The 9809-nt window shown below is 44.7% G+C and carries 7 protein-coding genes; 6 read left to right on the forward strand and 1 reads right to left on the reverse strand.

The features are described 5' to 3' along the window. Positions 1–159: 159 nt before the first annotated feature. The 3 genes from ACMJ0U_RS09745 (at position 160) to ACMJ0U_RS09755 (ending at position 3727) form a co-directional block, all read left to right on the forward strand. Complete coding sequence (locus ACMJ0U_RS09745) at positions 160–1527, forward strand: MATE family efflux transporter (protein ID WP_417129774.1); 1368 nt, start codon at positions 160–162, stop codon at positions 1525–1527. Between the two features lie 387 nt (positions 1528–1914). Then, entirely contained in the window at positions 1915–2481 is a 567-nt protein-coding gene (locus ACMJ0U_RS09750; RefSeq protein ID WP_417129769.1) for a Crp/Fnr family transcriptional regulator, read from the forward strand. 94 nt (positions 2482–2575) lie between these two features. Then, positions 2576–3727 (forward strand): acyltransferase family protein, encoded by a 1152-nt coding sequence (locus ACMJ0U_RS09755; RefSeq protein WP_417129770.1) that lies wholly within the window; start codon positions 2576–2578, stop codon positions 3725–3727. A 93-nt stretch (positions 3728–3820) separates the two neighbouring features. Here the strand turns inward: ACMJ0U_RS09755 and ACMJ0U_RS09760 are convergent, their stop codons facing one another. Next, complete coding sequence (locus tag ACMJ0U_RS09760; RefSeq protein ID WP_417129771.1) at positions 3821–5980, reverse strand: DNA topoisomerase 3; 2160 nt, start codon at positions 5978–5980, stop codon at positions 3821–3823. A 94-nt stretch (positions 5981–6074) separates the two neighbouring features. Here ACMJ0U_RS09760 and ACMJ0U_RS09765 point away from each other — a divergent pair, with 94 nt between their 5' ends. The 3 genes from ACMJ0U_RS09765 to hisS all read left to right on the forward strand — a co-directional run. Then, on the forward strand, positions 6075–7706 hold the full coding sequence (locus ACMJ0U_RS09765; protein ID WP_417129772.1) for an alpha-galactosidase: 1632 nt from the start codon (positions 6075–6077) through the stop codon (positions 7704–7706). Positions 7707–7766: 60 nt separating this feature from the next. Further along, positions 7767–8444, forward strand: a complete 678-nt coding sequence (locus ACMJ0U_RS09770) for a zinc metallopeptidase (protein WP_007562054.1) — start codon at positions 7767–7769, stop codon at positions 8442–8444. An 82-nt stretch (positions 8445–8526) separates the two neighbouring features. Next, a partial coding sequence (hisS, locus tag ACMJ0U_RS09775; protein ID WP_417129773.1) for a histidine--tRNA ligase occupies positions 8527–9809 on the forward strand: 1283 nt, incomplete at its 3' end.

Consider the following 9809-nt stretch of genomic DNA (forward strand, 5'->3'; position numbering starts at 1 on the left):
AAATATGTTTTATAGCATGTTTTTCTTGTAAAAGGCCAATTTGTTGATGTAAATCAAATCCGGAGGCAGGGTTATTTCTTTTCAATTACATTTTCCACTTTCTCTCCTGAAAAACTCGTAACTTTGCAGCCGTTTTGTAGAATACCTATGGCAGCAAGAATGAACAATCAGTACGAAGAACGCCTGGGAACAGAGCGGATGCTTCCTCTCATTTTCAAAATGGCTTTACCGGCAGTGGCCGCGCAGTTCGTCAATCTCCTATATAATATAGTAGACCGTATTTATATCGGTCATATACCGGAAATCGGGACAAATGCACTGGCTGGAGTAGGAGTGACTACTTCCATTGTAATTCTGATTTCTTCTTTTTCGGCCATTGTGGGAGCTGGTGGTGCGCCGCTGGCTGCCATGGCACTGAGACAAGGCGACCGGGTGCGTGCAGGGAAATTCTTAGGCAACGGTTTTATGCTGCTGATTCTGTTTACCGTGCTGACTTCGCTGGTATCTTATTTGTTTATGGAGCCTGTTCTTCGGTTTGCGGGAGCATCTGCCGTTACACTTCCCTACGCAAAAGATTATCTTTCAGTGTACTTGTTGGGTACCTTGTTTGTGGAAATCTCTACCGGACTCAATACGTTCATCAATTCACAGGGGCGCCCTAATATTGCGATGTATTCCGTCTTGATTGGGGCCTTGCTGAATATCGTGCTCGATCCGATTTTTATTTTCTGGTTTGATATGGGCGTAAAAGGAGCGGCACTGGCCACTATTCTTTCGCAGGCATGCAGTGCCTGGTGGGTGTTAGGCTTTCTATGTTCCGACCGTGCCTCCTTGCGTTTGCAAAAATGTTACCTGAAATTCGACCGCCGTATCGTCGGGGGGATGTTGGCTTTGGGGGTATCTCCCTTCATTATGGCCAGTACAGAGAGTCTGGTAGGATTTGTGCTGAATGGCAGTCTGGAGAAATTTGGCGATATATATGTAGGAGCCCTGGCTATTTTGCAGAGTGCCATGCAGCTGGTCAGTGTACCACTTACAGGTTTTGCTCAAGGTTTTGTGCCGGTGGCCAGCTACAATTACGGACATGGTGACCGCCAGCGGGTGAAAGACTGTTTCCGTATTGTGCTGACGGTAATGTTCTCTTTCAATTTTGTCCTGATGCTGCTGATGATTTGTTTCCCTGCGGTAGTCGCTTCGGCATTTACGAGCGATCCGGAGTTGATTGCCACTGTAGAGCATGTGCTGCCGCTCTTTCTGACTGGAATGACAATCTTTGGTTTGCAGCGCGCCTGCCAGAATATGTTTGTAGCCCTTGGTCAGGCACGGATTTCTATTTTTATAGCCTTGCTGCGTAAGGTTATTTTGCTGGTACCTCTTGCTTTGGTTCTGCCTCATTTCTGTGGTGTGGAAGGTGTATTTATGGCCGAAGCGGTTTCGGATGCTACGGCTGCCATCTGTTGCACATGGCTTTTCTTCTGGCAGTTCCCGAAGATACTTCGTAAGATGCAAAATCTGGTACAGAGCTAATTTTACGATTCCGATAGGTAAATTGTTTGAAACACAGAGAGATAAAGTGGTAAATGCTTAATCATATTCTCTGTTTCACAGTGTGGAATATAAAAACCACACTGTGGGATACATATTTCACACTGTGAAATACAAATCCCGCAGTGTGAAACAGAGAATTTTTCGAAGCGTTCTGGATTATGCTTTTCGGGATTTGTAATTATATGTCGGGGAGGTAGAATTTCCTGATAGAAATTATCGGTTATGCTATAAATCTTTATAACTTTATCCTCCAAGTGTATCGTGGCTATTATTGGGATGGTTTGAAACGCGAAAACAAATACGGTTGTGTTTTGAGGTAATTAGCCCGGTAGGCAAATCTTATTTATTGAAAACCAAGTCTTACAAATGAAAAATATAATAGAAAGTATCAGAAAGCAATATCCGGTGTCCGATTTGACCATAAAGGAACTTGAATCCTATTTAACACCTTGCAGTTTTCCTAAAAGGTATCAACTTATAAAAGAAGGTATTTATTGTAAATATGCTTATTTTATAGAGAAGGGTATCTTGAGAGCCTATTGGGTGGTCGATGGGGAGGAATACACTACCTCGTTCGGATCAGAGGGAGGTATTGTTTTCAGCATGGATGAACTATATTATAATAAGAAAAGCGAAGAATACGTGGAAACGTTGGAAGAAGTGGAAGCCTACAGAATAAATATAAGTGACCTCAAAAATCTTATGGAAACCAATCTGGAGTTATGCAACTGGGGAAGAATCATACATCAGAATGAATACAGAAGGTTGCACAGGAGCCATAAAGAGAGGTTGTCATTACCGGCAAAGGAGCGTTATGAAGAGTTTCAGAAACAGTTTCCGGAAATATGTAAAAAGGTAAATCTAAAATACATTGCATCCTATTTAGGAATTACTCTTTCTACCCTCAGCAGGTTGCGAAGCAAAAGGCCGTAATTTGATTTAGGACAAATTTTTAATGGATGAGATTCCCTATCTTTGCGCGATATAAATGTATTGTATAAATCCTAATCAGTTTAATTTATCCCATATGAATCATCGAATTTCCTCTTCAGCTTTTGCAGATACAAAACCACATTATGAACTTCTTGATGGACTAAGAGGGGTAGCCGCACTGCTTGTGGTGTTCTATCACATTTTCGAAGGTTTTTCTTTTGCCGGAGGAGGTACCCTCATTACTGTCATTAATCACGGTTATCTGGCCGTCGATTTCTTCTTTATACTTTCAGGTTTTGTCATCGGATATGCGTACGATGACCGGTGGAAGAAGAACATGACATTAAAAGGCTTCTTTAAGCGGAGACTTATCCGACTCCATCCGATGATCATTATGGGGGCGATAATCGGTTGCATCGCTTTCTTTGTGCAAGGGGGAGTGAAATGGGATGGTACGCATGTAGCTACCTCCGCGATCATGTTGGCACTCTTGCTTGCAATGTGCTTTATTCCGGCTTATCCGGGAGCCGGGTATGACGTACGCGGGAACGGAGAGATGTTTTCCTTGAACGGACCGAGTTGGTCATTGTTCTTTGAATATATAGGTAATATACTTTACGCTCTTTTCATTCATCGTTTGAGTAATAAGGCACTGACAGTATTGGTCATACTGCTCGGGTTGGGGCTTTCCTGGTTTGCTTTGTTTGATGTGGTAGGTTATGGCATGATAGGAGTGGGCTGGACGCTCGACGGACTGAACTTCTGGGGAGGCATGCTGAGAATGCTGTTTCCTTTCACGTTAGGTATGTTGATTTCAAGAAATTTCCGTCCGTTCAAGATTCGAGGCGCATTCTGGATTTGCAGCATTATCCTGTTGGGACTTTTCTGTGTGCCTTATATCGAAGGTAAGTCACCTGTATGCTTGAATGGTGTGTTCGAGATGATATGCATTGCGGTGGTATTTCCTCTTTTGGTGTGTATGGGGGCATCCGGCAAGACAACAGACAAGCAGTCGACCACTATCTGTAAGTTCCTGGGAGATATATCTTATCCGCTTTATGCCATTCATTATCCTATTATGTATATATTCTATTCATGGCTTATCGAGAAGCAGTTGTATACGTTGGAAGACACCTGGCCGGTGGCCGCTGTCGTATATTTCGGAAGTATCGCGTTGGCATACGTGTGTCTGAAGCTCTATGATGAACCCGTGAGAAGGTGGCTTGGAAATAAGTTTGTGAAATGAGGATGAATAATTTCTAAGTGATATACAATCAATCTCCCCAAATGTCAGATACAAAAACTCGGACATTTGGGGAGATTTTGTGATGCATTATAATTATGCTTTAAAGGGCTTGCGGAATTTACATCCGTTCTTCCACTGAGAGCATCCGTAGGCTGTCTTTCCTTTGATAATGATGCCCGTGCCGCATACGGGACAGGCTTTTCCTAAGATGCTGTCATCGGCAGGCAGGTTGTCTTCTTTAGGTGCTTCGGGAGTGGCTGCTTTCTTGCTGGCCCGTGGCTTGCGGGGAGCCGCTTTTTTCTTGGGCTCTTCTTCCCCGTTTTTAGGAGTAGCTGCTTTTTTCAGCGGAATTTTAGGGCTGTCATCAGTCGTAACGGTCACACGACGGTTGCTGTTGTCACGCAGTACGCTGTAAACTATTTCGGTGACCATCTGCTTCAATTCAGCTAAGAAGGTACCTGCATCGTAACTTTTCCGTTCGATTTCGCGCAATTTCTTTTCCCAGATACCGGTCAGTTCGGCCGATTTCAGCAATTCTTCGTGAATTAACTGAATCAGCTCCACTCCGGTAGGAGTAGCAATCAGATTTTTGCGTTCCTTGCGGATGTAATGCCGTTTGAACAAGGTCTCGATAATAGCTGCACGGGTAGAAGGGCGACCAATGCCGTTTTCTTTCAGGGCATCCCGCAGTTCATCGTTATCCACCAGTTTCCCGGCGGTTTCCATGGCACGCAGCAGGGTAGCTTCGGTGTAGGGACGAGGCGGCTGTGTCCATTTCTCGTTGAGCATCGGGCTATGCGGGCCGCTTTCTCCTTTGGTGAAAGCGGGCAATACGCTTTCTTCTTCGTTTTCCTTCCCTTCTTCCGGAACGTCCTTGGCAAAGATTACACGCCAGCCGGGTTCCAGAATCTGCTTTCCGGTTACTTTGAACTCTATCTGGTCTGCTTCACCGATGACGGTCGTGGTAGAAAACTTACAATCTGGATAGAACACGGCGATGAAGCGGCGGGCAATCAGGTCGAATACCCGTTTTTCCATGTCGCTGAGGCCCTGCGGTTGTACCCCGGTGGGGATGATGGCATGGTGGTCGGTCACCTTGCTGTTATCGAATACTTTTTTCGATTTAATCAGTGGCTTTCCGCTTAATGCAGTCGTGTAAACGGTATAGTCTTTCAAACCCTCCAGAATTTTAGGACACTTGGGATAAATATCGTCACTCAGGAAAGTGGTATCCACACGCGGATAAGTAGCCACCTTCTTTTCATATAATGACTGAATAAGCTGCAAGGTCATATCGGCCGAGTAGCTGAACTTTTTGTTACATTCCACCTGCAAAGAGGTCAGGTCGAACAAGCGGGGAGGCGCTTCCATTCCTTTCTTGGAGCTGACTTCGGTTACGGTAAAATCTACATTCCGGATGCGTTCCAGTAATTCCTTTCCAATCTGTTCGTCGGTAATTTGCGGAATCCCCCGGTTGGTTTCAGGTTGTATTTTCTTCTTGGCCGAAGGATTCTCTTTTTCCTTTTCAGCTTCTTCAGCCAGTTCCTCATCGCTTTTGCGTACGATGGCCGAGAACACCGTGTCGCGGTAGACCGTTTTCAGTTCCCAGTATTGCTTGGGTACGAAATGTTCGATTTCCTGCTGTCTTTTTACAATTAAGGCCAGGGTTGGCGTCTGAACCCGTCCGATGGAAAGTACCTGTTTGTTCTGTCCGTATTTCAGGGTATAAAGTCGGGTGGCATTCATTCCCAATGTCCAGTCACCGATGGCACGGCTCAGTCCGGCTTCATAGAGTGGCTGGAACTCCGACTGATCTTTCAGGTTGGCAAAGCCGTCGCGGATAGCCTCTTCCGTTAGTGAGGAAATCCAGAGACGTTTGACCGGGCATTTGGCACCAGCCTTCTGCATCACCCATCGCTGGATAAGCTCTCCCTCCTGTCCGGCATCCCCGCAGTTGATAATCATTTCGGCCTCTTGCATCAGCTTTTCGATGATGTGAAACTGCTTTTCAATTCCGCTGTCGTTTATCAGCTTGATTCCGAAGCGGGGAGGAATCATGGGCAGGCTGCTCAGGCTCCAGCTTTTCCACGAGGGAGTATATTCATGCGGTTCCTTCAGGGTACACAGATGGCCGAATGTCCAGGTTACCTGGTATCCGTTTCCTTCAATGTATCCTTCTTTTCGGTTTTTGGCTCCCAGCACATCGGCAATGTCGCGTGCCACGCTGGGTTTTTCGGCTATGCAAACTATCATGGTCTTTCTTTCAATACGGAGCAAAATTACGTAAAGTTGCCTGAATAGAAAAATAAAATCTTTATCTTTGGTCACCAATGAAAAGATTCATACCATGAAAAACTATTTATGTAAATGTTACTTTTTTATTATTGCCTTAGGAGGATGGGGAGCGTTGCATGCAGAGGAACAGACTTTAAGTGCTGTGGAACCTCCTTTAATGGGGTGGAGTTCGTGGAATACTTATCGGGTGAATATAAATGAAGCGCTGATATGCAAACAGGCTGATGCGATGGTTGAACAGGGACTGCAGGCTGCCGGTTATTCCTATGTAAATATTGACGATGGATTTTTCGGTTATCGCGATAAAGAAGGATTGCTACATACGCATGACCAGCGTTTTCCCAATGGAATCAAACCTGTGGCAGATTACATTCATTCGAAAGGATTGAAAGCGGGTATTTATTCGGATGCAGGAAGTAATACTTGCGGTTCTATCTGGGATAATGACCGGAATGGAGTAGGAGTAGGACTGTATGGCTTTGAACGACAGGATGCTGACTTGTATTTTAATAAATGGGGTTTTGATTTTATAAAGATAGACTATTGCGGAGCTGGTCAGCAATTGGATTTGGATGAGAGAGAGCGATATACAGAGATTGTAGAAGCGATTCGGGAGGTGTGTCCGCGAAATATATCAGTGAATATCTGTCGGTGGGCTTATCCGGGTACTTGGGTGAAAGATTTGGCACGTTCGTGGAGAATTAGCCCAGATATTTCTCCGAAGTGGGAATCCGTACGTTCTATTATTTATAAGAACCTTTATCTCTCTGCTTATGCGGGTGAAGGGCATTACAATGATATGGATATGCTGGAGATAGGGAGTGGGTTAAAGCCGGAGGAAGAGGAAGTACATTTTGGCATGTGGTGTATTATGAGTTCACCGTTGCTCATCGGATGCGATCTGACTCGTATACCGGAAGCTTCGTTGGATTTATTGAAGAATCCAGAGTTGATTGCATTAAATCAAGATCCTTTGGGGTTACAAGCTTATGTAGTTCAGCATGTGGGCGATGGATATGTACTCGTGAAAGATATAGAACAGAAACGTGGGAAGGTGCGTGCGGTAGCATTGTATAATCCTTCAGATAAACCGTGTACTTTTATTGTACCTTGTATGGATTTGGAATTGGGTGGAACGGTGAAGGTGCGTGATTTGATTCGCAGGCGTAATGAAAAGTCTGTAAAGTTGGAATTGAAATATGAAGTGCCGGCTCATGGAGTAAAGATTTTCCGTGTGGAAGGTGAACAACGCTTGGAACCGGTTCGCTATGAGGTGGAGCAGGCGTATTTGAATCTGTTTGATGATTTGGCTAAACGCGAACGTATTGTGGGGTATAAACCCTACGATGGGGCTTCAGGAGGTATGGTTGTGAGTAATTTAGGCGGTTCTCGTGATAATTATGCTGAATGGAAAGAAGTGTATAGTGAGCGAGGGGGAAAGTATCTGATGCACATTGCGTACGTTCCTACAGGCAAGAAAGACCGTGAGATTAATGACCGGATATTGGAAGTAGAGATAAATGGTAATCGTGTCGTAGTAGACAACTTGAAGAAAGATTCAGAAACTGTAGCTACGGTGACGGTAGCAGTAGATTTGAAGCCGGGATACAATGTGGTTCGGATGTTAAGCCGTCTGACATGGACACCTGACATTGATTGCTTTACATTGGAGCGTGTAAACTGACATAATTTTTTGGCAAGGTTTTTGCAGGATATTAAGATATAACATTAAAACAGTAAGAATATGTTGATTTGGATTGTATTTATAGGTATTGCGATTATCAGTTACCTGGTTCAGGCAAACCTGAAGAGTAAATTTGAAAAATATTCCCAGATGCCGTTGACCAATGGCATGACAGGAAGGGAAGTGGCAGAAAAGATGCTGCGTGATAACGGTATTTACGACGTGACGGTGACCAGTACATCGGGAATGTTGACCGATCATTATAACCCGATGAACAAGACGGTAAATTTGAGTGAAGGGGTCTACGGTAGTACAAGTGTGGCTGCGGCAGCTGTAGCTGCTCACGAGTGTGGGCATGCGGTACAGCATGCGCGGGGATATGCGCCTTTACGTATGCGTTCGGCTTTGGTTCCGGTGGTACAGTTTTCTTCTTCCATCGTATCTTGGGTGTTGTTAGCTGGTATTCTGATGGTCAACTCATTTCCGCAGTTGCTGCTTATCGGTATCTGTCTGTTTGCCATGACCACGTTGTTCAGTTTTATTACCCTTCCGGTAGAAATTGATGCAAGCCGTCGGGCATTGGTCTGGTTGAGTAGTGCTGGAATTACCAATGCGTTCAATCATCAGCAGGCTACGGATGCCTTGAAGTCGGCTGCCTATACGTATGTAGTAGCTGCCTTGGGTTCACTGGCTACGCTGATTTATTACGTAACGATTTATATGAATCGTCGCGAGTAAGCATGAAATCCTTTTGTTTTGTATGCGGAAGGTAGAAATTTTATTCGTATTTTTGCTCCGTTAATTTAAAGACTGATTCATTATGGCAACAAAACCAAGTATACCGAAAGGAACAAGAGACTTTTCGCCGGTAGAAATGGCGAAACGTAACTATATATTCAACACCATTCGCGAAGTATTTTATCGTTACGGCTTTCAGCAAATAGAAACTCCCTCCATGGAAAATTTGTCTACTTTGATGGGTAAGTATGGGGAGGAAGGCGATAAACTGCTTTTCAAAATTCAGAATTCAGGTGACTATTTTTCTGGACTGACAGATGAAGAGTTGTTGAGCCGAAATGCTGCAAAATTAGCTAGCAAATTCTGTGAAAAAGGTTTGCGATATGACCTGACAGTTCCTTTTGCGCGTTACGTGGTAATGCACCGTGATGAAATCACTTTCCCGTTCAAGCGTTTCCAGATTCAGCCGGTATGGCGGGCCGACCGTCCGCAAAAGGGGCGTTACCGTGAATTCTATCAGTGTGATGCCGATGTGGTAGGCAGTAACTCTCTTCTGAATGAGGTGGAACTGGTGCAGATGATTGATGCCGTGTTCCAGAAATTCGGTATCCGTGTTTCCATCAAGATTAACAACCGTAAGATTCTGACAGGTATTGCAGAAATTATCGGAGAAGCCGACAAGATTGTAGACATTACAGTAGCTATCGACAAGCTGGATAAAATTGGTTTGGACAATGTAAATGCGGAACTGGCATCAAAAGGTATTCCACAGGAAGCCATCAATAAGTTGCAGCCGATTATCCTGTTGAGCGGTTCGAACGAAGAAAAAATAGCTACGTTGAAGAATGTGCTGGCTGCCAGTGAAACGGGTCTGAAGGGGGTAGAAGAAAGTGAATTTATCCTGAAGACAATTGCCAGACTGGGTATTCAGTCGGAAGTGGAACTGGATTTGACACTGGCTCGCGGACTGAACTATTATACGGGTGCTATCTTTGAAGTGAAGGCGCTGGATGTACAGATTGGTAGTATCAGTGGAGGTGGTCGTTACGATAACCTGACCGGTGTGTTCGGTATGGAAGGTATGTCGGGAGTGGGTATCTCGTTCGGTGCCGACCGTATTTACGACGTGCTGAACCAGTTGGATTTGTATCCGAAAGAAGCGGTGAACGGCACACAGCTGTTGTTTGTCAACTTTGGTGAAGCTGAGGCTGCGTATGTATTGCCGGTATTGGCACAGGTACGTGCGGCTGGTATTCGTGCAGAAATCTACCCGGATGCTGCCAAAATGAAGAAACAGATGAGCTATGCCAATGCGAAGATGGTACCGTTTGTAGCTATTGTGGGTGAAAATGAAATGAAAGAAGG

Source organism: Phocaeicola sp. (genome assembly GCF_048170425.1).
In the GTDB taxonomy this organism is placed as follows: domain Bacteria; phylum Bacteroidota; class Bacteroidia; order Bacteroidales; family Bacteroidaceae; genus Phocaeicola.

What these genes read in the sequence shown, in the direction of transcription:
- ACMJ0U_RS09745 (WP_417129774.1), top strand. Translation starts at nt 160, where the DNA reads ATGAACAATCAGTACGAAGAACGCCTGGGAACAGAGCGGATGCTTCCT.
- ACMJ0U_RS09750 (WP_417129769.1), top strand. Translation starts at nt 1,915, where the DNA reads ATGAAAAATATAATAGAAAGTATCAGAAAGCAATATCCGGTGTCCGAT.
- ACMJ0U_RS09755 (WP_417129770.1), top strand. Translation starts at nt 2,576, where the DNA reads ATGAATCATCGAATTTCCTCTTCAGCTTTTGCAGATACAAAACCACAT.
- ACMJ0U_RS09760 (WP_417129771.1), bottom strand. Translation starts at nt 5,980, where the DNA reads ATGATAGTTTGCATAGCCGAAAAACCCAGCGTGGCACGCGACATTGCC.
- ACMJ0U_RS09765 (WP_417129772.1), top strand. Translation starts at nt 6,075, where the DNA reads ATGAAAAACTATTTATGTAAATGTTACTTTTTTATTATTGCCTTAGGA.
- ACMJ0U_RS09770 (WP_007562054.1), top strand. Translation starts at nt 7,767, where the DNA reads ATGTTGATTTGGATTGTATTTATAGGTATTGCGATTATCAGTTACCTG.